Origin of the sequence: Spirillospora sp. NPDC047279 (assembly GCF_040643285.1) — a bacterium.
Lineage (GTDB): Bacteria > Actinomycetota > Actinomycetes > Streptosporangiales > Streptosporangiaceae > Spirillospora.
Genome location: NZ_JBEYUA010000005.1, coordinates 261874 through 281906 on the forward strand (window position 1 = coordinate 261874; position 20033 = coordinate 281906).

Sequence of the window (20033 nt, forward strand, 5' to 3'; positions counted from 1 at the left end):
TCAGACTCCTGGGCTCGTGGGAGCGGCGTTCGTGGAGGCGGTTCCGGTGGAGGCGGCGCTGGTGGAGGCGGTGTCCGCGGAGGCGGGAGCGGGCGCGGCGGTGTCCCGTTCGTGTGCCAAGGTCGGCACGACCATGGGAGCGCCCGTCACCGGATCGGGCAGGACGACGCACGGCAGGTCGAAGACCTGCTCCAGCAGCGCCGCGTCGACGATGTCGGCGGCGGCGCCCTGGGCGACGATCCGGCCGTCGCGCATCGCCACCAGATGATCGGCGAACCGGCTGGCCTGGTTGATGTCGTGCAGCACGGCGATGACCGTCCGGCCCTCGTCGCGCAGCCGGGCCAGCAGGGCGAGCAGCCGGTACTGGTGGGTGATGTCGAGGAACGACGTCGGCTCGTCCAGCAGCAGGTACGGCGTGCGCTGGGCGAGGACCATCGCGACCCACGCCCGCTGCCGCTGCCCGCCGGACAGCTCGTGCACGTTGCGGTCGCCGAGGTCGGTCACCTCGGCGACCTCCATCGCCTCGGCCACCGCCGTCTCGTCCTCCTCCGACCACAGCGCCAGCAGCGACTGGTGCGGGTAGCGGCCCCGCGAGACCAGCTGCCGCACCGTGATGTCGTCGGGGGCCACCGGGTCCTGCGGCAGGAAGCCGAGCTCCCTGGCCAGGGCCTTGCCGGCGTACGAGCCGACGTCGCGGTCGTCGAACCGCACGGCGCCCTCGGCGGGCTTCATCAGCCGGACGAACGCGCGCAGCAGCGTCGACTTCCCGCACGCGTTGGGGCCCACGATGGCGGTGAACGCGCCGTCGGGGACGTCCAGGTCCAGCCGGGTGGAGACCACGCGGTCGCCGTAGCGAAGGGTCAGGTCCTGCGCGCGGAGGCGCGCGGTGGGTGGCGGCGAAGTCAACGTCGCCTCACCTCCTGGGTCAGCAGCCAGATCAGATAACAACCGCCGATCGCGGTGGTGACCACGCCGACCGGGAGCGATTCGGGCGCGAGCAACATCTGGGCGATCAGGTCGGCGGCCTGGAGCAGCACCGCGCCCGTCAGGGCGGCGGGCAGGATCGGGACGCCGGGGGCGCGCGCCAGCCTGCGCCCGATCTGCGGGGCGGCCAGCGCGATGAACACGATCGGCCCGGCCACCGCCGTCACGGTCGCGGTGAGGCCGACGCCGATCAGCACCATCATCAGCCGGAGCCGGTCCAGGCCGACGCCGGTGGTCGCCGCGACGGCGTCGCCGAGCGCGGCCTGGTGCATGGCGTGGGCGCGGCCGGCCATGGCGGCCAGCAGCACGCCGATGATCCAGAACGGGATCGTCAGATCGGCCCAGTCGACGCCGTTCAGCGAGCCGGCGCTCCACCCGACCGCGGCGATCGCGACCTCCAGCTCGGCGCGCAGCACGATCCACGAGTTGACCGCGTTCAGGATGGCGTTCATCGCGATGCCGATGACGATGAGGCGCAGGCCGGACAGCGCGGCCACCGCCCCGCGCCCCCGGCTCCCGCGGTCGGTCGCCAGCAGGTAGACGGCCGCGGCGGCGAACAGGCCGCCCAGCACCGAGCTGGTCGCCAGCTGCGCCGAGGTGCCCGACAGCAGCGTGAGCGTGATGAGCGCGCCGGTGTAGGAGCCCTCGTTCAGGCCGATGACGTCCGGGCTGCCCATCGGGTTGCGGGTGATGTTCTGGAAGATCGCGCCGGACACGCCGAGGGCGGCTCCGAAGATCAGGGCGGCCAGCACGCGCGGCAGCCGCCAGTCGCGGACGACCACCTCGTAGTCGCCGGTCCCCGCGAGCGCGGCGGCCACGTCGCCGGGCGTCGCCCAGTCGGCGCCGTAGCAGAGGCCGAGCAGGCCGAGCCCGAGCGCCAGGACGGTCAGGACGGCCGACAACACCAGCGTGCGGCGCTGGACGACGAGTGCGCGGGGCCCGCCGCGCAGGACGATCGTGCTCACAACGTCCCCGCCCCGTACCGGCGGACGGCCCAGATCAGCACCGGGCCGCCGAGGAACGCGGTCACGATCGCGACCGGCATCTCCCCGGTCGGCAGCAGGACCCGGGAGGCGGTGTCGGCGAGCAGCAGCAGGATCGGCCCGAGGACGGCCGCGTACACGGTCAGCCACGGGACCGAGCTGCGCGCGAAGCTGCGGGCCACGTGCGGCACGATCAGCCCGACGAACAGGATCGGACCGGCCACCGCGGTGGCCGCCCCGGACAGGATCGTGATCAGCGCCAGCGCGGCGAAGCGCACCCGCGCGACGTTGGAGCCCAGCGTGCGCGCCACGGTCTCGCCGAGCGCCACCGTGTTGAGCGCGCGGCCGAGCAGCAGGGTGGCGACCAGGACGAGCCCGATCGTGATCAGCGGCAGCGCCGGCGGGATGCGCTCGCGACCGGCCAGCGACCCGACCGACCAGAAGCGGTACTTGTCGAAGACGTCCGGGAGCATCAGCCGCATGCCCAGCGAGACGCCGGTGAGCACGGCCGTCAGCGCGACGCCGGTCAGCACCAGCCGCAGCGGCGACGTGCGCCCGACCGAGTAGACCAGCACGGTCGCCACCACCGCGCCACCGGTGGCCACGAGCAGCTCGGCGCCCTGCGAGGTCGCCACCCCGAGGGCGGCGCCCAGCGTCATCGCGAACCCGGCGCCCGCGGTGACCCCGAGGATGCCCGGCTCGGCGAGCGGGTTGCGCGACAACGTCTGGACGAGCACGCCCGCCACGCCCAGGGCGGCGCCCACGCCGATGCCGAGCATCGCGCGCGGGATCCGCACGTCCCTGACGATCATCTGGTCGGCGGAGCCGTCGTAGTCCACCAGGGCGCGCAGGACGTCACCGGGCGCGACCGCGTGCGCGCCCACCGCCATGCTGGCCAGGACGGCGGCGGCCAGGACGGCCAGTCCGGCGACGAGCGCCGCGACCTGACCGGTCACGGCGCCCTTCGACGGACCTTTCGCGGCGCTCCGCGGGGCGCCCGGTGAGGTGGACTGCCGGTCGACGGCCGTCACTGCTTGAGCAGCGGAGCGAACGACTGGTCGATCGCGTCCAGGGTCTGCATGGCCGACTTGTAGGTGGCCGCCTCGGTGTAGCGGAACGGGTAGGTCTTGCCGGCCTTGACCGCGGGCAGGTTCTTCCACAGGTCGGAGTCGAGGACGTACTTGACCGGCGCGGGCACCGAGCCGTCCGGGTTGACGGTGTAGGTGATGGCGTCGGCGTCCTTGAGCGCCGACGGCAGCTCCTCGATCGAGGGGTACTCGCTGACCGACTTCGAGCCGGGGCCCTTCACCTTGACCTGGCCGTAGTACTTGGCGCCGATGTCGTTGGCGACGTTGGTGCCCCAGGACTTGTCGAACTCGCGGTGGAAGTTGCCCTTGGCGACCTCGCCGTACCCGCCGACGTGCGCGAGCTTCAGCTGCGGCAGCACGTCCTTGTACTTGGTCGCCAGCTGGGCCGCCTTGGCCTCGTAGGCGGTCTTGGACGCGTCGAGGCCGCTGACCACGCCGGCGGCGTCGGCCTGGCGGCGGGACAGCTCGCGCCACGCGGACGGCACCGTCGGGCCGATCGCGACGACGGGCGCGATCGACTTGAGCCGGTTGACGTCGATGTCGCCGAGCACCGGCGCGGGCACGCCGATGACGATGACGTCCGGCTTGGCCTTGGCGATGGCCTCGTAGTTGGTCTCGGCCGCGGTCTCGCCCGCCACCTTCGGCGTCTTGTCGTAGGTGGCCTTGGTCTGGGCGTCCATCATCGGCACGCCGCGCTTCCAGCTGGAGATCCCGACCAGCGGCGCGCCGGCCTCGATGAGGGCGGGCACGGCGTAGCCGGTCGCCACGACGCGCTCGGCCTTGACGGGGATGGTGATGTCGCCGTTGTCCGCCTTGATGACGCGGGTGGCGCCCTTGGATCCGGACGCGTCGTCCGAGTCGCCGGAGCCACAACCCGTCACGGTCAGGGCGAGCGTGAGCGCCAGGGCTCCGCTGAGACGGGCTGTTCGACGAGTTGACATGGGGGTTCCTTCGATCTTCTCAGTGGTGATCGTCGTCGTCGTAGTTGGCGACGCCGAGCTTCCAGTAGCCGGTGATGTCGTGGTCGTGCTTGTCGAGCCGGAGCTCGTCACGGACCCAGCGGCGGAGCGGCTTGAGCTCCCCCGCCTCGCCCGCGAGCCACACGTAGAGGCGCTCGCCCTTGGGCACCTCCACCGTGCGGACGGCACGTTCCAGCAGCCCGGCGGTGCCGGGCGGGGTGTCGCCGCGGTGCAGCCAGTGCACCTCGACGTCCTCGGGGGCGGAGAGCCCGATCTCGTCGGCGGTGCCGGCGACCTCGATGAACGCCCATCCCGCGGCGGTCCGCGGCAGCTCCTCCAGCCAGCGCGCGATCGCCGGCAGCGCCGTGATGTCACCCGCCAGCAGGTAGCGGTCGTAGACGTGCGGCACGATCACGCCGCCGGGCGGGCCCGCGACGTGGACCGTCGCGCCGGGCTCGACGGTCTCCGCCCAGCCGGACCCGAGACCGCCGTCGTGCAGCGCGACGTCGATGTCGAGCTCGCCCGCCGCCGCGTCGTAACGCCGAACGGTGTACTCGCGGGAGGTCGGCCCCGGGCGCGGCCAGCGCAACATCAGCCCGTCCGGCTCGGGGAGCCGCAGGCTGCCGTCCTCCTCAGGGAAGATCAGCTTGACGTGCTCGTCCGAGGAGTGGGCCTCGAAGCCCTCCAGGCCGGGCCCGCCGAACGTCACGCGGATCAGGCCGGCACCGACCGGCGCGGTCCGCAGCACCTCGAGCTCGCGGATCCGGATCGGGTAGCCCACCCGGTCCCGCGTGGTCCCCGCCCGGACCTCGGCGATGCGCTCCAGGTGGCGTTCCCGGTGAAAGGTGCGGCTCGGCGCGCCGCCCTGCTCGGCGCTCACGTGGCCGCCACCAGGGTCGTCCAGTACGCGAGCTCGGGCCGTTCGGCCAGGTCGGGCACCTCCAGGTGCGGTGCGCCCGCCTCCCGCCAGCGTTCGACCAGCGTCATGATGCGCACCGAGTCGAGCCCGAGGTCGAAGAGGTTCTCGTCGGGCGTGATCTCCGCCGGATCGCAGCCGACCATGGCCGCGACGTCGGCGCGGACCTGTTCGGCCGTCAGGGTTGATGAGCTCATCGGCTCCCTCCGATCGTGGCCGGAGCCGTCAGCGCGGTCGTGGCGTCGGCGGCGGTGATGACCGCGCCGCACCGCTGCGCGACGTACTCGCAGGCCTGGTCGTGCCGTTCCCGTGAGAAGTCGGCGACCGCGTCGGCCACCAGGAACGGCCTGATGTCGCGCATGAACGCCTCGACCGCCGTCGCCTGGCAGCCGATGTGGGCGTACACGCCGGTGATCAGCAGCTGGTCGCGGCCGTGCACGGCGAGCTGGTCGGCGAACGTGCTGCGCTGGAACGCGCTGTACCGCCACTTGGTCAGCACGCGGTCGCCGGGCGCGGGCGCCAGCGGGGACACGATGTCCGCGGCGCCCGGGTCGGCGTCGATCACCGCGCCGATGCCCTCGCCCCAGAACTCGGTGAGCAGGCCGCGGTCGGCGGCCTCCTGGCGTCCCGGCTGCGCGGTGTAGAACACCGGCACGCCGTACGCGCGGGCGGCGGCGACCAGCAGCGCGATGTTGGCGGTCACGTCCGGGAGCGGCGCGCCCGCGTACGGCGCGAGGAAGTAGCGCTGCATGTCGTGGACCAGCAGCGCCGCCCGGTCCGGGTCGGGGCGCCAGTCCACCCGCCCGGCCGGGATCTCCTCCACGGTGGGCAGCGAATACGGTCGGATCGATGGCAGGGACATGATGATCACCCGTCCTCGCGGAGGGCGGCGAGCGCCGCCCTCAGGTCGCGCTTGCTGGTCTTGCCGACACCGGTCGCCGGGAACTCCTCGACCACCCGGACCAGGTCCGGCACCTTGAAGGAGGCGACGCCGCGCTCGCGCACGAAGCGGCGCAGCTCGGGGCCCGTCGGCGAGGCGCCCGCGGTGGGGACGACATAGGCGCAGGTCCGCTCGCCCAGGTACTCGTCGGGCACGGCGACGACGGCGGCGTCGAGCACCGCGGGGTGGGCCATCAGGTGGTTCTCGACCTCCTCGGCCGCCACCTTCTCCCCGCCCCGGTTGATCTGTTCCTTCGCGCGCCCGACGACCTCGAGGTGGCCCGAGGCGTCCCGCCGGACCAGGTCGCCGGTGCGGTAGAAGCCGTCCTCGGTGAACGCGGTCGCGTTGTGCGCGGCGGCGCGGTAGTAGCCGCGGATCGTGTACGGGCCGCGCGTCAGCAGCGCGCCCACCTCGCCCGGCTTCACCTCGTCGGCGGACGAGGCGGCGGGGTCGTCGGGGTCGACGACGCGGATCTCGTCGTCGAGGGAGATCGGACGGCCCTGGGTGGTGAGGACGACCTCGTCCGGGTCGTCCAGCCGCGTGTAGCAGACCAGCCCCTCGGCCATCCCGAAGACCTGCTGGAGGCGGCAGCCGAGCGCCGGGCCGATGCGCTCGGCCAGCTCGCGCCCGCACTTGGCGCCGCCGACGAGCAGCACCTCGAGGCTGGACAGGTCCCGCTGCGTACGGGCCGCGGACTGCACCCACGCCGCGGCGAGCGGCGGCACCACGCCGGTGATCGTCACCCGCTCGGACTCGATCAGCCGGAACGCGGTGTCGGCGTCCGGCCGGGGCGCCATGACGACCGCCGCGCCCGCGTGCAGCGCCCCGAGGACGCCCGGCGAGCTCAGCGGGAAGTTGTGCGCGACCGGCAGCGTGGCCATGTAGACGCTGTCGGGGCGCAGCGCGCAGATCCGCGCGCTCTCGCGGACGCTGTAGAGGTAGTCGTCGTGGGTGCGCGGGATCAGCTTGGGCACCCCGGTGCTCCCGCCCGACAGCTGGAGGAACGCCACGCTCCCGGGATCCGGGTCGGGCAGTTCCCGGGGAGCGGTGGCCGCGAGGTCGTCGAACTCCGCCGAGCCGACCGCCAGCACGTGCCGCACCGAGTCCACGCCGGCCGCGACGCCGCGCGCCATGGCCTCGTGGTCGTGCCGCTCGTGGGTGCCCACGGTCAGGATCGCGGCCGCCTCGCTGTGCGCGGCGAAGTGCCGCAGCTCGGTGTCGCGGTGCGCGGGCAGCGCGAACACCGGCAGCGCCCCGGCCCGCCACAACCCGAACACCACCGGCACGAACTCCGGGATGTTCGGCAGTTGCAGGACCACGCGGTCGCCGGGCTCGATGCCCAGGTCGTTCAGCCCCGCCGCGAGGCGGTGCGCGCGCTCGTCCAGCTCGCCGTACGTCCAGCGCGCCTGCTCGCCGGCGACGGCGGTCCGTTCGCGGTGGGCCTCGGTCAGGGCGGTGAGCAGCGCGCCGAACGTCTGCCCGCGCCAGTGCCCCGCCGCCCGGTAGCGGGCCGCCGCGTCCTCGGGCCACCGGACATGGTCGGGGCCGCTCACGCCGCGCCCTCCAGGCCGAGCGCGCGCAGCATGGTGGCGAACTTGGCGGTCGTCTCGGCGAGCTCCCCGGCGGGGTCCGAGCCGGCGACGACCCCGGCGCCCGCGTACAGCCGGACGGTCCGGTCGCACACCTCGGCGCTGCGGATCGCGATGATCCACTCGCCGTCGCCGTTCAGCCCGTTCCAGCCGACCAGGCCCGAGTAGTAGCCGCGGTCGACCGGCTCCAGTTCCGCGATGGTGTCGCGTGCCAGCGCCGTCGGGACGCCGCACACCGCGGGCGTGGGGTGCAGGGCTTCGGCCAGTCCCAGCGAGGACGACGCGGGGTCCGCGGGGTCGGTGAGGAGCCCGGAGATGCGGCTGGACAGGTGCCACATCGTCGGCGTCCCGATCACCTCGGGCTCGGCGGGCACGTACAGCTCGCTGCAGAACCTGCCCAGCACGTCACCGACCTGCTGGGCGACGTGGGCGTGCTCGCCGCGGTCCTTCTCCGACGCCAGCAGGGCCGCCGCGCGGCGGCGGTCCTCGGCCGGGTCGCTCGCGCGGGGCGCCGAGCCCGCGAGCGGGTTGGCCAGGACCTCGCCGCCTCTCCGCGCGACGAGCAGCTCGGGGCTCGCGCCCACCAGCGTGCGGGTCGCCGGGTCGCCCGGCGCGGTGACGTCGACGGCGAAGGCGTGGGTCGCCGGGTCCGCCCGGACGAGCCGGGTCAGCAATGCCGGGACGGCGACCGGGCTGTCCGCGGTGAGCTCGAGGCAGCGGGCGAGGACGACCTTGTCGAGGGCGCCGCCGCCGATCAGGTCGATCGCCTTGCGGACGCCTTCGGCGTACGCCTCGGGTTCGGGGCGCGGGAGCACCGACCAGCTCGCGTTCGACTCCTTGGCGGCCGCGGCGTCCAGCGCCGGGATGCCGTCCGCGCGGCGCACGACGGCCGGCACGACGAGGCTGCTCGCCGAGCCGGGCGCGAAACCGAGCGCTCCGACGACGACGGGCTCGGCGACGCCGGCCACCGCCGCCGCGTCGAGCGCGTCGGCGGCGGCGCGGGAGTGCGAGCCGTCGCGCGTCCGGACGAAGCCGTGCACACCGTCGGCGAGCAGCGCTCCGCGCGGTGAGGAGCAGTAGAACGAGCCGGGCAGGTACGCGGCCAGCAGATCTGAGGCCTGGTGCGCGGGCCGAGGGCGTACCAACGCGGGTGAGAGCACGGGGGGCTTCCCTTTCGCTACGAACGCCGGAGCGGGACCGGCGCCAAGATCAAGGTTAGGTAAGCCTAACCTAACATCGATCTATTCCGAAAGATCCCTCGGGGGTTAGGTTAGGCTCGCCTAACGTATAATGGAAGGGTTGAGATGAACGACAGCGGGATCTCCGGACGGACCGCTCTGGTGACCGGAGCCGCCGGCGGAATCGGCGCCGCGGTGGCGGCCGGGCTGGTCCGTGAGGGCGCGACCGTGGCCGCGGTCGACATCGACCCGGACGGCCTGGCCCGGGTCGCCGCGGCGGACGAGCGGATCAGGCCGTTCACCGCCGACCTCGCCGATCCCGTGGCCGTGGCCCGCCTCGTCGCGGACGTCGAGGACGCCCTCGGCCCGATCGACATCGGCGTCTCCGTCGCCGGGATCCTCCGCCCCGCGTCCGTGTGCGACACGACCGACGAGGACTGGGCCGCCACGTTCGCCGTCAACGCCACCGGCGTGTTCACCCTGCTCCGCGAGATCTCGCGCCGGATGACGCCGCGCGGGCGCGGCGCCCTCGTCACCGTCGCCTCGAACGCCGCCGGGGTGCCGCGCACCGGCATGGCCGCCTACGCCGCCTCCAAGGCCGCCGCCGTCATGCTCACCCGCTGCCTGGGACTGGAGGTCGCCGGGCACGGCGTCCGCTGCAACGTCGTCTCCCCCGGCTCGACCGACACCCCGATGCAGCGCCTCCTCTGGACCGGCGGCAACGGCCCCGAGCAGGTGATCGCCGGCACCCCCGAGCAGTTCCGCGTCGGCATCCCGCTGGGCCGCATCGCCGACCCCGGGGACATCGCCGAGACAGTGATCTTTCTCGCGTCCGACCGGGCCCGCCACATCACGATGCAGAACGTCTACGTGGACGGCGGCGCCACCCTCAACGCCTGACCCGGACCTTCATGGACGGCGTCAGCCGTGGGAGCCGTGACCGCCCATGCCGGGCCGGGAGTGGTCCGCGTTCTGCCGGTCGAACCACTGGTGGAGCGCGGTGACCAGCTTCGGGTCGGTCGAGGTGTAGGTCAGCCTGCCGCCGCCGTCGAGCGGCTGGTAGGCGACGGTGACGCGGGAGGCCCCGGCGGTCAGCTCCCTGACGCCGGGCATGTCCATTCCGTGGATCTTGGCCGGGTCGCTGAAATCGCCCTTGCGGAACTGGACGGCCTCCTGGGCCAGGTGCGAGCGGATCAGGCCGATGTTGCGGTCGTCGCCCCGGTCGTGGGCGACCACCCGCTGCACGCCGCCGGTGGCGGTCTTGGTGAAGGTGTGGGTGGTCGCCGACAGGTCGAAGGGCATCACGCTCTGGGCGCGGCCCCGCATGCCGGGGGACGCCTCCGGGTCGTCGTCCCGCCCGAGGGCGAGGACGGCCGCGGTGGCGATGACCAGGATGAGCGCGGCGACCACCGCGACGAGCCCGGTGCGGCCGGTCAGGCCGGGGCGACCGGGGCGACCGGGGCGGTCAAGGATGCGCATGAGCGGCCTCCGCCAGCTGCCTCAGCGCGTGCAGGACGTCGGCGTGCCGGTCGGCGGGGATGCCCTCCAGCAGCCGGGCGAAGCGGCGGGACCGGGCGGCGGCCAGCTGGGCGGCGGTGTGCCGGCCCTCGTCCGTGAGCGACAGCAGGCTGATGCGCGCGTCGTCGGCGGCCTGCTCGCGCCGGAGCCAGCCGCGCCGGTGCAGCTGGCCGACGAGGCGGCTGACCGTGCTCTTCTCGAGGTCGAGCCGCTCGCCCAGCTCGTACTGGGCGAGATGGGGCACGCGCGCGAGCTCCATCAGCGCGTGCGCCTCCGACACCGGGACCGGGACGCCGCAGGGGGTGCGGTCGGGTTTGTGCAGGCCGAACGCGCGGATCAGCGCGACCATGTGCTCCTGGAGAACGAGGGCGTCAGCACGCACGCCGGCGTCGCTTTGCGTCGTCATAGTTTGAGCGTACAACTGATCAAGTTCGACGATGCATCGATTACTCAGTGTCCTTTTTAGGACAAAAACTACTCTGTTGGACATACATGCCCTCGGGTAGCGTCCGCTGTGTTGTCGCCACGGGGGATCACTGGAGGGTTCGTGACCATCGAGGTCGAGGATTTCACCGATTTCCAACTGGGCCGTTATTCGCGGCAGATCCGGCTGGAGGGCTTCGGCCTGGCCGCGCAGCGGCGGCTGCGGGAGTCGCACGTGGCGATCTCGCGCGGCGGCGGCGTGGGCGGCACGATCGCGCTCCACCTGGCCCGCGCCGGGATCGGCAGGCTGACGATCGCGCACGGCGGGACGCTGGTGCCCGAATACCTCAACCGGATGCCGCTGATCTTCACCGGCGACATCGGCCGGCCCTGCGTCGAGGCCTTCGCCGACACGCTGGCCAAGGTCAATCCGGATGTGTCGGTCCAGGTCGTGGGCTCGTACGTCACCGACGACAACGTCGAGGAGATCGTCGGCGACGCCGACCTGATCGCCGACGGCGCGCCCCTGTTCGAGGAGCGCTACGCGCTCAACCGGGCGGCGGTGGCGCGGCGGTTGCCGCTGGTCAGCGGCGCGATGTACGACACCGAGGGCTTCGTGACCACGGTGCGCCCCGGCTCCGGGCCGTGCCTGGCGTGCATCTTCCCGGTACGGCCCGACTACTGGACCGACATCGGCGTGTTCCCGGCGATCGGGCCCGGGCCCACGATCGTGGGCGCGATGGCGGCGATGGAGGTCATCAAGGTCCTCACCGGGTTCGGCGAGCCGCTGGATTCGCGGATGTGGTTCTTCGACCTGCGCACCAACATGACGCAGACGCTGAAAGTCGGGCGCGACCCGGACTGCACGGTCTGCGCACATCTCGGGACACCGGGTTGATCTTTCTTCCTTTTCTGCTGCTCAGCCTGACGGGGGCGGGGTTTCACCATGGCAAAACTGTACGTGCCTACCATCATGCGTAAGAACGTCGACGGAAAGTCCAGTGTGGACGTGTCCGGGGCCACCATTTCGGATGCGCTGGCCGCGCTGGTCGCCCGGTATCCGGATGTCGGACCGCAATTGCTCAGCGAAAAGGGCGAGATCCTCCGTCACGTCAACGTCTTCGTCAACGGCGACGACATCCGCGGGCTGGAGGGCGGGTCCACCGGCCTGAGCGACCGCGACGAGATCCATGTGATCCCCGCGATGGCCGGTGGGTGACCATGCGGCGTCGTACCCGCGCCGTCGCGCTCCTCTGCGCCGGCGTCCTGGGCGCGGGCGCCCTGGGCGGTTGCGGCTCCGGCTCCGGTTCCGCCGCCACGGGCGGGACCGCGACGGTGTTCGCCGCCGCGTCGCTGACCGGGGCGTTCACCGATCTGAAGGAGCGGTTCGAGGCCGCTCACCCCGGCAGGAGCGTACGGCTGAACTTCGGCGCGTCCTCCACGCTGGTCACCCAGCTGACGCACGGGGCGCCGGCCGACGTCTTCGCCTCGGCCGACCAGGCCAACATGGACAAGGCCGTCAAGGCCGGCGTCACCGACGGCACCCCGTCCACGTTCGCCCGCAACAGCCTGGCCCTCATCGTCCGGCCCGGTAACCCCAAGCGCATCACCGGCCTCGCCGACCTGCGGCGCGGCGGGATCGTGGTCTCGCTGTGCGCGCCGGCGGTCCCGGCGGGACGGTACGCCGCGCAGGCGTTCGCCAAGGCGCGCGTGCCCGCGCCCAGGGCGGGCGGCGAGACCGACGTCAAGCAGGTCGTCACCCGGGTCTCGCTCGGCGAGGCCGACGCCGGGGTCGTGTACGTGACCGACGCCAGGGCCGCCGGGTCCAGGGTGTCCACGGTGGCGATCCCGCCGGCGCACAACGTCACCGCCGCCTACCCGGCCAGCGTGATCAAGGGCGGCCCCGACACCGCGGCCGGGCGCGCCTTCCTGGCCTTCCTCACCTCCGCCGCAGGCAGGACCGTGCTGGCCGGCCACGGCTTCCAGAGCCCATGACGGCCGACGGGCCGGACGTGCTCGACGTCCCTCCGCCCGCTGCGGCCCCGCGCCGGCGGACCGCACGCGGTGAACGGGGGCGCGAGCGGTATCCGGCGGTGCTGATGACGCTCGCCGCGCTGGGGGTCCTGGTGATCGTGGCGCCGCTGGCGGGCCTGGTGGCGCGGGCGCCCTGGGGTTCTCTGGTGGAACTGCTGTCGGCGCCGGGCAACCGGCAGGCGCTCTGGTTGTCGGTGTTCTGCTCGGTGACCACCGCCGTCGTGTGCGTGCTGCTCGGCGTTCCGCTGGCGTGGGTCGTGCAGCGCACCCGGCTGCCTGGACGGCGCGTCCTGCACGCGCTCACCACGCTCCCCGTCGTGCTGCCGCCGATCGTCGGCGGGGTGGCGCTGCTGCTGGCGTTCGGCCGTGAGGGCCTGCTCGGCGGGTTCCTGGAGGACACGTTCGGGATCAGGCTGGCCTTCACCACGCCCGGCGTGATCCTGGCCCAGACGTTCGTCTCCCTGCCCTTCCTGGTGCTGGCGATCAGCGGCGCCCTGCAGTCGCGGGACCGCCATCTGGAGGAGGCCGCGCGCACCATGGGCGCGGGGCCGTGGCGGGTGTTCTGGCGCGTCACCCTGCCGCTGATCCGCCCGTCGCTGATCGCCGGCGCGGTGCTGGCCTGGGCCCGCGCGCTGGGCGAGTTCGGCGCCACCATCACGTTCGCCGGCAACTTCCCCGGCCGCACGCAGACCATGCCGCTGGCGGTCTACATGGCGCTGGAGACCGACCCCGACGCGGCGGTCGCCCTCAGCCTGGTCCTGGTGGCGGTCTCGCTGGCCGTGCTGATCGGCATGCGCCGCCGCTGGACGGGAGCGCTATGACCCTGTCCGCACACGTGGTCGTCGACCGCGGCACGTTCACCCTGGACGCCTCCCTGCGGGCGGAGTCGGGCGACACGGTCGCCGTCATCGGCCCGAACGGCGCCGGCAAGACGACGCTGCTGCGCGCGCTGGCCGGGCTGCTGCCGCTCACCGGCGGGCACCTCGTGCTGGGCGGGCACACGCTCGACCGGCCCGGCACCGGCGAGTTCGTCCGGCCCGAGGAACGGCCGGTCGGGGTGGTCTTCCAGGACCTGCGGCTCTTTCCGCATCTGACCGCGCTCGACAACGTGGCGTTCGCGCTGCGCTGCCGCGGCCGCAAGCGGAAGGACGCGCGCGCCGCCGCCACCGCCTGGCTCGCCAGGCTCGGCCTGGCCGACAAGGCGCGCAGCAGGCCGCGGCACCTGTCCGGCGGCCAGGCGCAGCGCGTGGCGCTCGCGCGCGCCCTGGCGCCCAGTCCGCGCCTGCTGTTGCTGGACGAACCGCTGTCGGCTCTCGACACCAGCCTGCGCGCCGACGTCCGGCACGACCTGGCAGGCGCCCTGGCCGCCTTCGACGGCGTCCGGCTCATCATCACCCACGACCCGACCGAGGCGCTCACGCTGGCCGACCACCTCGTCATCCTGGAGAACGGGCGGGTGATCCAGACGGGCACCCCGATGGAGATCACCGCCCGGCCCCGTTCGGAGTACGTGGCCCGCTTCGTCGGCGCCAACCTGCTGCGCGGCCACGCCGACGGCGACCACATCACCCTGACCGGCGGCCTCCGGCTCGCCACCGCGCACCCCACGTCCGGCGACGCCTACGCGCTCATCCGGCCGCAGGCCGTCTCGCTGCACCTGGACCCGCCACACGGCTCGCCCCGCAACGTCTGGCAGGGCCGCATCCGCGATCTGAGCCTGACCGGGCACACCGCCCGCGTCACCGTCGAGGCCAAGCCGTCCATCGTCGCCGAGATCACCCCCGCCGCGATCGGCGAGCTCGGCCTGTCCCCCGGCACGCCCGTCTGGATGTCGGTCAAGGCCACCGACATCACGACCTACCCGGCCTGACCGGCAGGCCGCGCCGAAGGAGGCGAACCCTTGTCCACCCGCGACGACATCGCCCGTTTCTTCCATCCCGAGCGCTGGCGGACGCCGCTGGGCGAGTTCAAGCTCAGCGGCTACGCCCTGGTCGACGAGGTCAACGCGCTCGCCCCGCGCTTCGTCGTCGACGTCGGCTGCGGCTACAACCTGTTCAAGGGCGAGATCGACAACCTCATCGGCATCGACCTGGTCAACCCGGCCGCGGACCTGGTGTGCGACCTGGAGGAGGCCCCCATCCGCCCGCACAGCATCGACGTCGTGCTGGCCCTGGCGTCCGTCAACTACGGCGACCAGGCGCTCGTCGAACGCCAGCTGCGCTGCCTGGCCTCCTGGCTGACGCCCGAAGGCCACCTCTTCATGCGCGCCAACCCGGGCATGGCCACCGCCCCCGGCCTGGACTTCTTCCCCTGGTCGGCCGGCAACGTCGACACGATAGGCGCCGCCGCCGGCCTCCGCCGCGACGGCCCCATCCGGTACGACACCTACACCAACCGCAACGGCCAGAACGAACCCCGCCTGGTCTGGCGCTACCGCCCCGCCCCCGCCTGACACCCCGTCACGGCCGCCGCGGCGCGTCCGCCGGGGTGAGGGCGAGGGCGGCGGTGAGGGTTCTCAGGCACATCTCGCGGAGGTCTTCGCGGGAGATGGCCTGGTGCTCGATCCAGTCGGTGCAGACGCCGCGGACGAACAGCAGCCAGCCGTGCAGGGCGATCGAGGCGTGCTCGCGCGCGGGGCCGTCCAGCCCCGCGGCGTCCAGCATGCGCCGGCGCAGCTCGGCGAGCTCGCCGGAGATGATCCCCTGGATGAGCGGGTCGCCCGACAGCGGGCCGCGGTTGACGGCCAGCGCGGCCTCGGTGTTCCGCACGAAGTAGTCGATGTGGGCGTCGAGCCCGGCGGCCACCTGCTCGGCCAGCGGAAGCGCGGGGTCCGCGGCGGCGCCGGCGAGCAGGCCGTCGCTGTCACGCTGGAAGATCGCCGCGAAGAACTCCCGCTTGCCGGGGAAGTAGCGGTACATCAGGGCGCGGGAGACCCCGGCGCGCTCGGCGACGTCCTCCATCAGCACGTCCTCGTACGGGCGGGTGGCGAACAGGGCGGCGCCGATGTCGAGCAGCTGGTTGCGGCGCTCGTCGGGCGGCAGGCGTCGTCGGGTTCCCACCCGGACACCTTACTTGACGCGTGTCTACTAACGGCCCTAGCTTTAGTGCACACATGTTGAATAAGGAGGTCGCGATGTCCGGGACGACCGCTCCGCCCACGGTTCCGCGGTGGGTCAACGTGCTGGTCCGGGGGTTGCTCCGCTCGCCCGCGCACCGCCTGATGAGCCGGAGCACGATGGTGCTGACCGTGACCGGGCGCAGGACGGGGAAGGAGTACACGTTCCCCGTGAGCTACTACCGGACGGGCGGCGCGATCACCTGCTACACCGACGGCGGGTGGTGGAGGAACCTGGTGGGCGGGGCTCCGGTGTCCCTGCTCATCGCCGGGCGGCGGCTGGCGGGGCACGCCGAGGTCGTCGCGCTGGACCATGACGACGCGGTGCTCGGCCTGCACGAGTTCCTGCGGCACCTCCCCCGCGACGCCCGGTACCACGGGGTGCGGCGCGTGGACGGCGGGTTCGACGCCGGTGACCTCGACCGGGCCGCCCGCACCAGCAGGCTGGTGCGGATCACGCCTCGGTGACGTCCAGCAGCCGGCGGGCGGCCTCGTGCTGGAAGGGGACCTCCGCGTTGAGCCGGCAGAGCACCCCGACGCCCACGCCGAGCGCGCGCCGCCGCGGTCATCTACGCCCTCCGCCACGACCTCACCGGCCCCTGACCACCGCGACCAGGTCGAGCACGAGCTCGCGCGAACGCCTGGGTGGTCGTGCCGCCGCACGTGCGGCCGTTCCGGCAGGTCAGCCGGGTGAAGGGGATAGCCGGTGCGAACCGGGGTAAAGCGGGGCCAGACGATCGAGGAGTGATGACGATGGGCTTCTTTGACCGGTTCTCGCGTGGCGGTGCCACCGGTGGCCCGACCGGCCGCGCCGCTCGCCGCGACGCCGCCAACAGCGCGCGGGAGCGGCGCCGTACGCCGAGCTTCCGCGAGATGCGCGCCCGGATGCGCACGGAGAAGGCCGAGGCCAAGCTCCTGGAGACGGAAACGAAGATCCACGAGGAGGCCGCGCGGATGCGGATGCGCGCGCGGCCCCGCCGGTGACCGTCAGAAGGTGTACGGCAGCCGCTTGATGCCGTTGACGAAGTTGGACTCCAGGCGGTCGGGCTCGCCCGCGCGGATGCCGGGCAGGCGCGTCAGGAGTTCGCGGAACATCACGGTGATCTCGCGGCGGGCCAGGTGGGCGCCGAGGCAGAAGTGCGGGCCCGGGCCGCCGAAGGCGACGTGCGGGTTGGGGCTCCGCAGGATGTCGAAGCGGTCCGGGTCGGTGAACACCGTCTCGTCCCGGTTGGCCGACCAGTAGTAGAGCAGCAGCTTGTCGCCGGCCTTGATCTCGTGCTCGTTGAGCATGGTGTCGCGGGTGGCGGTGCGGCGCATCCAGATGACCGGCGACACGTACCGCACGATCTCCTCGACCGCGCCGGCGATCCGGCCGTCGAAGTCCTCGGTGAGCAGCGCCCGCTGCTCGGGGTGCCGGGTGAAGAGGTCGAGGCCGTGCGCGATGGAGTTGCGCGTGGTCTCGTTGCCGGCGACCACGAGCAGGATGAAGAACGAGCCGAGCTCCTGGTCGGTGAGCGACTCCCCGTCGATGTTGGCGTTGACCAGCGCCGAGGTGAGGTCGTCGGTGGGGTTCTCGCGGCGCTGCCGCCCGAGCTCCTCGACGATCTCCTTGAGGGTCTGCCCGGCGGTCAGCAGGGCGAGCGCGATCTGCTCGCCGTCGCCGACGGGCAGGTACTCGGCGTCGTTGCCCGCCAGGATGACGTTGCTGGCGTCCAGGACGGCCTTGTAGCGCTCCTCGCCGATCCCCATCATGTCGCAGATGATCTTGAGCGGGAGGCGGGCGGCGACGTCCTGGACGAAGTCGCCGGTGCCGCCGGCCCGCACCTCGTCCACGATCTGGCGCGCGACGGCCTCGACCTGGTCCTCGAACCGCTGGATCATCCGCGGCGAGAACGCCCGCGCCACGATACGGCGGATCTTGGCGTGCCGCGGATCGTCCATGTTGATCAGGGAGCCGAAGTACTCGTTCATCTCGGCCGGCATGTCGGGGATGCTGATCGCCCCCTCGCCCGAGCAGAAGTCCTGCGGGCGCCGCGACGCCTCGACGACGTCGGCGTGCCTGGTCAGCGCGTAGTACCCCGGCCCCTGCGGGACGATGATGACCTCGGGTTCCTCGAACCGCACCAGGCGCGGCTCGCTCCGGAGGCTCTGGAACGCCGCGTGCCGCTCGTCATGCGGACGCTTCCAGAACTCCCAGTCCGTCAGATTGATGTCCTCGACCCTGACCATCCAGACCACCCGAACGAGATTCGGTTTACAAAAGACGAGGTTAAGTAAAGTCCTCTCAGCCCCGGAAGGGAATGTGTTCTGCGTCACACGGCCACCACGATCTTACCGACCTGCGCGTTCGACTCCAGGTGGCGATGGGCCTTGACGATCTCGTCCAGCGTGAACGTGCGGTCCACGACGTCCTCGGTCCCAGTGACGATCACCGCCGCGGCGCCCCGGTCGAGCAGCGCCTCCCTCTTGGCCGCGGCGCGGGTCAGGGCGATCGCCCTGGCGCCGACCCGTTCGGCGACCTGGAGCGTCGCGAGACCGACCTGGCGCTGGGCGACTCGCTCTCGGTGGGCGCGCAACCGGGGCAGGGCCCCGACGAGGGCTACACCGACGTCCTCTACGCGGCGCTCAAGCAGCGCGACCCGCACCTGAGGCTGGTGAAGCTGGGCTGCGGCGGCGAGACCACCACGACCATGCTCAACGGCGGGATCTGCGGGACGATCCCGCTGAACGTGGCGCGGATCTGCACCTGGGCCTACCAGTGCGGCCACGGCGACGGGCACGCCACCCCGGCCGGCTACCGGCGGATCGGGGCGGCGTTCCAGGCCGTCCTCACCTCATGAGGACGGCGGCGGCTCGGCGTTCCCGCTGGAGATCGACTTGATGAGGCCCCGGTCGGTGAAACCGACGGTGAGCCGCTGACCGCCGGTGGCCGTGCCGTCGACGACGTCGGCCGATTCCCGGATCCGCACGAAACCGTGGTGCCGCATGAAGCCGCGCACCACGTGCCGGGCGTCGGACGGGAAGACCTCGACGGCCCTCATCAGCAGGCCGGGCGCCCCGACGTGGTTGTACTCGGCCGCGGGCAGCCGCTCGTCGTCCAGGTGGAAGTACGCCGACCCCTTGCCGTCGTTGATGCGGACCGAGGTCATGCCGTTGCCGCCGAGCAGCATGGCGGCGGCGATGGTCATCGTGGTCGCGGCCTGGTGCGGCTGCGGGAACCCGGACAGGTCGATGTGCCCGATGACCAGCTCGGGGATGTCGTGCTGCCGGCCGTACTCGCGCAGGACGCTCAGCCGGGCCAGCGCCGGGACGTCCGGGGAGAGGGCCGGGTTCGCCCACGACCACAACCAGGTCTTGGACAGGTGGCTGTAGCTGCCCAGGCTGGTCGTGCCGGCGTAGGTGCGGCCGCCCGTGGTCAGCGTCCCCTCGTCCATGTCGAACTGGATGTGATCCTCGCCGACGGCCTCGTTGAGGACGTCCTGCCGGTGGATCGCCGCGGCCGAGGACCAGGCGGCGAACGACTCGAACTGCGGGCTGTAGGCGCTCAGCCCGCCCGGGAGCTCGTTCCAGAACCTCGCCCTGGCCTGGTCGCCGCGGCGCAGGTAGTACGTGCCGACGTTCTCCGCGGCCTTGGCGTCGCCGAACTCCTCGACCGCCTCCCGCCACAACGCGACGGCCTTGTCCTCGTCGCCGCTCTTCACGTGCACGAAGGCGAGGCTGAACGCGGCCTTCGGGTGCTTGAGCTCCCGGGCGCGCTCCCACGCCGCCACCTTGCCGGCCTCGTCGCCCTGGTCGCTCCGGACGTGCCCGAGGTTGTAGGCGGCGCCGGCGTTGCCCTTGTCGGCGGCGCGGCCGTACCACTCGGCCGCCGCGGCCAGGTCGCCCTTGCCGTCGTCGTCGTAGAGACGGCCCAGGTTGAACGCGGCCTTGTCCTCGCCCCTCTCCCACGCGCGGCGGAAGAGCTCCATGGCCTCCTGGACGCGCCCCTGCTTCTCCACCGCCACGCCCGCGCCCAGCGTGCCGCCCTCGTCGCCGCGCTCGTCGGCGAGCCGGTGCCAGCGTTCGGCCTCCGGCCAGTCCTCGCGCGTCTCGAACAGGTAGCCGAGCTCGAACGCGGCGCGGGGGTGGCCGGCCTCGGCGGCGATCCGCCACTGCCGTTCGGCCTCGGCGACGTCCCGCCGCTCGGCGGCGGCCAGTCCCCGCTCGTAGGCTTCGGCGGCTTCCGGCGGCAGGGGGGCGTCGACCATGGAGGACCTTTCAGAGGATCAAGGGAACGTTGTTACTGACGCGGTCCCCCGCCCTGGTG

At 72.8% G+C, this 20033-nt stretch carries 25 protein-coding genes; 10 read left to right on the forward strand and 15 right to left on the reverse strand.

The genetic code is table 11. The features are described 5' to 3' along the window. The 9 genes from ABZ810_RS14815 to ABZ810_RS14855 all read right to left on the reverse strand — a co-directional run bounded on the left by ABZ810_RS14815 (position 1) and on the right by ABZ810_RS14855 (position 8619). Positions 1 to 906 (reverse strand): ABC transporter ATP-binding protein, encoded by a 906-nt coding sequence (locus tag ABZ810_RS14815; protein ID WP_358403214.1) that lies wholly within the window; start codon positions 904 to 906, stop codon positions 1 to 3. Continuing rightward, positions 903 to 1949, reverse strand: coding sequence for an iron chelate uptake ABC transporter family permease subunit (locus ABZ810_RS14820; protein ID WP_358403216.1), 1047 nt, complete (start codon positions 1947 to 1949; stop codon positions 903 to 905). Before ABZ810_RS14820 ends, ABZ810_RS14815 begins: the two co-directional genes overlap by 4 nt. Beyond that, entirely contained in the window at positions 1946 to 2923 is a 978-nt protein-coding gene (locus tag ABZ810_RS14825) for an iron chelate uptake ABC transporter family permease subunit (protein ID WP_358403218.1), read from the reverse strand. The genes ABZ810_RS14820 and ABZ810_RS14825 overlap by 4 nt, the downstream gene beginning before the upstream one ends. A 71-nt stretch (positions 2924 to 2994) precedes the next feature. Further along, entirely contained in the window at positions 2995 to 3996 is a 1002-nt protein-coding gene (locus ABZ810_RS14830) for an ABC transporter substrate-binding protein (protein WP_358403219.1), read from the reverse strand. A 19-nt stretch (positions 3997 to 4015) separates the two neighbouring features. Next, positions 4016 to 4894: a siderophore-interacting protein gene (locus ABZ810_RS14835; RefSeq protein WP_358403221.1), complete on the reverse strand. Its 879-nt coding sequence runs from the start codon at positions 4892 to 4894 to the stop codon at positions 4016 to 4018. Next, positions 4891 to 5127, reverse strand: a complete 237-nt coding sequence (locus ABZ810_RS14840; protein ID WP_358403223.1) for a phosphopantetheine-binding protein — start codon at positions 5125 to 5127, stop codon at positions 4891 to 4893. The genes ABZ810_RS14835 and ABZ810_RS14840 overlap by 4 nt, the downstream gene beginning before the upstream one ends. After that, the gene (locus ABZ810_RS14845; protein ID WP_358403224.1) at positions 5124 to 5792 is read right to left on the reverse strand and encodes an isochorismatase family protein; all 669 of its coding nucleotides are present in this window, start codon (positions 5790 to 5792) and stop codon (positions 5124 to 5126) included. Before ABZ810_RS14845 ends, ABZ810_RS14840 begins: the two co-directional genes overlap by 4 nt. Positions 5793 to 5797: 5 nt before the next feature. Next, positions 5798 to 7423 carry an AMP-binding protein gene (locus tag ABZ810_RS14850; protein ID WP_358403225.1) on the reverse strand — a complete coding sequence of 542 codons (1626 nt, stop codon included), beginning with the start codon at positions 7421 to 7423 and terminating at the stop codon, positions 5798 to 5800. Continuing rightward, positions 7420 to 8619, reverse strand: coding sequence for an isochorismate synthase (locus ABZ810_RS14855; RefSeq protein WP_358403227.1), 1200 nt, complete (start codon positions 8617 to 8619; stop codon positions 7420 to 7422). The genes ABZ810_RS14850 and ABZ810_RS14855 overlap by 4 nt, the downstream gene beginning before the upstream one ends. Before the next feature lie 144 nt (positions 8620 to 8763). Between ABZ810_RS14855 and ABZ810_RS14860 the strand changes: the two genes are divergently transcribed. Then, entirely contained in the window at positions 8764 to 9537 is a 774-nt protein-coding gene (locus ABZ810_RS14860; protein ID WP_358403229.1) for a 2,3-dihydro-2,3-dihydroxybenzoate dehydrogenase, read from the forward strand. 21 nt (positions 9538 to 9558) lie between these two features. Here the strand turns inward: ABZ810_RS14860 and ABZ810_RS14865 are convergent, their stop codons facing one another. Together ABZ810_RS14865 and ABZ810_RS14870 are read right to left on the reverse strand one after the other, a co-directional pair. After that, the gene (locus ABZ810_RS14865; RefSeq protein WP_358403231.1) at positions 9559 to 10116 is read right to left on the reverse strand and encodes a hypothetical protein; all 558 of its coding nucleotides are present in this window, start codon (positions 10114 to 10116) and stop codon (positions 9559 to 9561) included. Further along, complete coding sequence (locus ABZ810_RS14870) at positions 10103 to 10561, reverse strand: MarR family transcriptional regulator (RefSeq protein ID WP_358403232.1); 459 nt, start codon at positions 10559 to 10561, stop codon at positions 10103 to 10105. The genes ABZ810_RS14865 and ABZ810_RS14870 overlap by 14 nt, the downstream gene beginning before the upstream one ends. A gap of 141 nt (positions 10562 to 10702) precedes the next feature. Here ABZ810_RS14870 and ABZ810_RS14875 point away from each other — a divergent pair, with 141 nt between their 5' ends. Genes ABZ810_RS14875 through ABZ810_RS14900 form a run of 6 tightly spaced genes read left to right on the forward strand, consistent with a single transcriptional unit; the run spans position 10703 to position 15064 of the window. After that, positions 10703 to 11476 carry a HesA/MoeB/ThiF family protein gene (locus ABZ810_RS14875; RefSeq protein ID WP_358403233.1) on the forward strand — a complete coding sequence of 258 codons (774 nt, stop codon included), beginning with the start codon at positions 10703 to 10705 and terminating at the stop codon, positions 11474 to 11476. A gap of 48 nt (positions 11477 to 11524) precedes the next feature. Continuing rightward, positions 11525 to 11797 (forward strand): ubiquitin-like small modifier protein 1, encoded by a 273-nt coding sequence (locus tag ABZ810_RS14880; protein WP_358403234.1) that lies wholly within the window; start codon positions 11525 to 11527, stop codon positions 11795 to 11797. A 2-nt stretch (positions 11798 to 11799) separates the two neighbouring features. Next, complete coding sequence (gene modA / locus ABZ810_RS14885) at positions 11800 to 12573, forward strand: molybdate ABC transporter substrate-binding protein (protein WP_358403235.1); 774 nt, start codon at positions 11800 to 11802, stop codon at positions 12571 to 12573. Further along, positions 12570 to 13433 carry an ABC transporter permease gene (locus ABZ810_RS14890; protein ID WP_358403236.1) on the forward strand — a complete coding sequence of 288 codons (864 nt, stop codon included), beginning with the start codon at positions 12570 to 12572 and terminating at the stop codon, positions 13431 to 13433. The genes modA and ABZ810_RS14890 overlap by 4 nt, the downstream gene beginning before the upstream one ends. Beyond that, positions 13430 to 14482 (forward strand): ABC transporter ATP-binding protein, encoded by a 1053-nt coding sequence (locus ABZ810_RS14895; protein ID WP_358403237.1) that lies wholly within the window; start codon positions 13430 to 13432, stop codon positions 14480 to 14482. The genes ABZ810_RS14890 and ABZ810_RS14895 overlap by 4 nt, the downstream gene beginning before the upstream one ends. A 30-nt stretch (positions 14483 to 14512) precedes the next feature. Further along, positions 14513 to 15064, forward strand: a complete 552-nt coding sequence (locus ABZ810_RS14900; RefSeq protein ID WP_358403238.1) for a class I SAM-dependent methyltransferase — start codon at positions 14513 to 14515, stop codon at positions 15062 to 15064. A gap of 7 nt (positions 15065 to 15071) precedes the next feature. Here the strand turns inward: ABZ810_RS14900 and ABZ810_RS14905 are convergent, their stop codons facing one another. Beyond that, complete coding sequence (locus ABZ810_RS14905) at positions 15072 to 15671, reverse strand: TetR/AcrR family transcriptional regulator (protein WP_358403239.1); 600 nt, start codon at positions 15669 to 15671, stop codon at positions 15072 to 15074. 74 nt (positions 15672 to 15745) lie between these two features. Between ABZ810_RS14905 and ABZ810_RS14910 the strand changes: the two genes are divergently transcribed. Then, positions 15746 to 16195 (forward strand): nitroreductase/quinone reductase family protein, encoded by a 450-nt coding sequence (locus tag ABZ810_RS14910; RefSeq protein WP_358403240.1) that lies wholly within the window; start codon positions 15746 to 15748, stop codon positions 16193 to 16195. Between the two features lie 285 nt (positions 16196 to 16480). After that, entirely contained in the window at positions 16481 to 16711 is a 231-nt protein-coding gene (locus ABZ810_RS14915; protein ID WP_358403241.1) for a hypothetical protein, read from the forward strand. A 3-nt stretch (positions 16712 to 16714) separates the two neighbouring features. Here ABZ810_RS14915 and ABZ810_RS14920 read toward each other — a convergent pair whose 3' ends face one another. Both ABZ810_RS14920 and ABZ810_RS14925 read right to left on the reverse strand, forming a co-directional pair. Next, the gene (locus ABZ810_RS14920) at positions 16715 to 17956 is read right to left on the reverse strand and encodes a cytochrome P450 (protein ID WP_358403242.1); all 1242 of its coding nucleotides are present in this window, start codon (positions 17954 to 17956) and stop codon (positions 16715 to 16717) included. Between the two features lie 83 nt (positions 17957 to 18039). Then, on the reverse strand, positions 18040 to 18303 hold the full coding sequence (locus tag ABZ810_RS14925) for a zinc-binding dehydrogenase (protein ID WP_358403243.1): 264 nt from the start codon (positions 18301 to 18303) through the stop codon (positions 18040 to 18042). On the opposite strand from ABZ810_RS14925, the gene ABZ810_RS14930 reads away from it, so the two are divergent. Continuing rightward, positions 18292 to 18567: a hypothetical protein gene (locus ABZ810_RS14930; RefSeq protein ID WP_358403244.1), complete on the forward strand. Its 276-nt coding sequence runs from the start codon at positions 18292 to 18294 to the stop codon at positions 18565 to 18567. The two genes, ABZ810_RS14925 and ABZ810_RS14930, sit on opposite strands and share 12 nt — an antisense overlap. Here the strand turns inward: ABZ810_RS14930 and ABZ810_RS14935 are convergent. Then, positions 18562 to 19974, reverse strand: a complete 1413-nt coding sequence (locus tag ABZ810_RS14935; protein ID WP_358403246.1) for a DUF6882 domain-containing protein — start codon at positions 19972 to 19974, stop codon at positions 18562 to 18564. The two genes, ABZ810_RS14930 and ABZ810_RS14935, sit on opposite strands and share 6 nt — an antisense overlap. Positions 19975 to 20033 lie beyond the last annotated feature (59 nt).

Coding starts and splice junctions, on each gene's coding strand:
- ABZ810_RS14910 (WP_358403240.1), top strand. CDS start 15,746: ATGTCCGGGACGACCGCTCCGCCCACGGTTCCGCGGTGGGTCAACGTG.
- ABZ810_RS14915 (WP_358403241.1), top strand. CDS start 16,481: ATGGGCTTCTTTGACCGGTTCTCGCGTGGCGGTGCCACCGGTGGCCCG.
- ABZ810_RS14845 (WP_358403224.1), bottom strand. CDS start 5,792: ATGTCCCTGCCATCGATCCGACCGTATTCGCTGCCCACCGTGGAGGAG.
- ABZ810_RS14920 (WP_358403242.1), bottom strand. CDS start 17,956: ATGGTCAGGGTCGAGGACATCAATCTGACGGACTGGGAGTTCTGGAAG.
- ABZ810_RS14870 (WP_358403232.1), bottom strand. CDS start 10,561: ATGACGACGCAAAGCGACGCCGGCGTGCGTGCTGACGCCCTCGTTCTC.
- ABZ810_RS14840 (WP_358403223.1), bottom strand. CDS start 5,127: ATGAGCTCATCAACCCTGACGGCCGAACAGGTCCGCGCCGACGTCGCG.
- ABZ810_RS14880 (WP_358403234.1), top strand. CDS start 11,525: ATGGCAAAACTGTACGTGCCTACCATCATGCGTAAGAACGTCGACGGA.
- ABZ810_RS14895 (WP_358403237.1), top strand. CDS start 13,430: ATGACCCTGTCCGCACACGTGGTCGTCGACCGCGGCACGTTCACCCTG.
- ABZ810_RS14890 (WP_358403236.1), top strand. CDS start 12,570: ATGACGGCCGACGGGCCGGACGTGCTCGACGTCCCTCCGCCCGCTGCG.
- ABZ810_RS14865 (WP_358403231.1), bottom strand. CDS start 10,116: ATGCGCATCCTTGACCGCCCCGGTCGCCCCGGTCGCCCCGGCCTGACC.
- modA (WP_358403235.1), top strand. CDS start 11,800: ATGCGGCGTCGTACCCGCGCCGTCGCGCTCCTCTGCGCCGGCGTCCTG.
- ABZ810_RS14860 (WP_358403229.1), top strand. CDS start 8,764: ATGAACGACAGCGGGATCTCCGGACGGACCGCTCTGGTGACCGGAGCC.
- ABZ810_RS14935 (WP_358403246.1), bottom strand. CDS start 19,974: ATGGTCGACGCCCCCCTGCCGCCGGAAGCCGCCGAAGCCTACGAGCGG.
- ABZ810_RS14830 (WP_358403219.1), bottom strand. CDS start 3,996: ATGTCAACTCGTCGAACAGCCCGTCTCAGCGGAGCCCTGGCGCTCACG.